Below are 742 nucleotides of genomic sequence, written 5' to 3' on the forward strand. Positions count from 1 at the left end.
CAGCAGGGAGAGTTGGTTATTCGGTTGGTTGGGGAGTGATTGGTGGGTAAAAAATCCCAGCCTCAAGGGCTGGGATTTTTAATAACACTCGTTAAAAATATATCGTTACCCTGATGACTCGATATCATCAGGGTAAACCGTCAAAACATCTAATGTATCACCTTCATTATCAATGAATTCAACTTCATAACCTAAAGTAGGTTCTTGATATATAATAACAACTGCTCCCCTACATCCTTTTAGCACAATGTCAGACAAGTCTTTTTTGGCTTTAACTACATCATATTCTTTGATCATAAAGTAAATACCAATATATTTATTTCTTAGCTGGAATAGCTGTTACGAGTCTAACTACACCGTCATTATTCTCAATCCAACCAAATTTAACGTTAATCGTTCTGCCATTCGTACCAGTTATTGGTATTACTTGATCATATTTAGTACCAAACTGAGTTTCTGCTGTTTTAACGGCTTTACTGGAGTCAAAAACGATTTGTTTCGCAAGCTCATTTGAGTTTGTTTTGTTAAAACCAAGAGCACTATCGAACCATTCCGCCTTACTTCCCCCGACAGGATGTTGTTTATCTAACAGATAGTTAGCTAATTTTTGATCAACACTAACTTGTGTTTCAGCTGTATTTTTAATCGAATTTATGGTGCTACCATTTCCGACATTCTTCGCCGCATTAGCCGCAACAACCTCTGCTTTCGCCGCCGTGGCTTCAGCCGCTGTCTTACCTAT

At 38.1% G+C, this 742-nt stretch carries 2 protein-coding genes; both read right to left on the reverse strand.

Going from position 1 to position 742, the window contains the following annotated elements; translation table 11 throughout:
• Window positions 1–105 precede the first annotated feature (105 nt).
• The gene (locus HGT73_RS14600; protein WP_214215979.1) at window positions 106–297 is read right to left on the reverse strand and encodes a DUF4926 domain-containing protein; all 192 of its coding nucleotides are present in this window, start codon (window positions 295–297) and stop codon (window positions 106–108) included.
• Window positions 298–316: 19 nt separating this feature from the next.
• A partial coding sequence (locus tag HGT73_RS14605; RefSeq protein ID WP_338110804.1) for a DUF6883 domain-containing protein occupies window positions 317–742 on the reverse strand: 426 nt, incomplete at its 5' end.

It is taken from the genome of Rosenbergiella australiborealis, from assembly GCF_018494035.1.
In the GTDB taxonomy this organism is placed as follows: Bacteria; Pseudomonadota; Gammaproteobacteria; order Enterobacterales; family Enterobacteriaceae; genus Rosenbergiella; species Rosenbergiella australiborealis.

Coding starts and splice junctions, on each gene's coding strand:
- HGT73_RS14600 (WP_214215979.1), bottom strand. CDS start 297: ATGATCAAAGAATATGATGTAGTTAAAGCCAAAAAAGACTTGTCTGAC.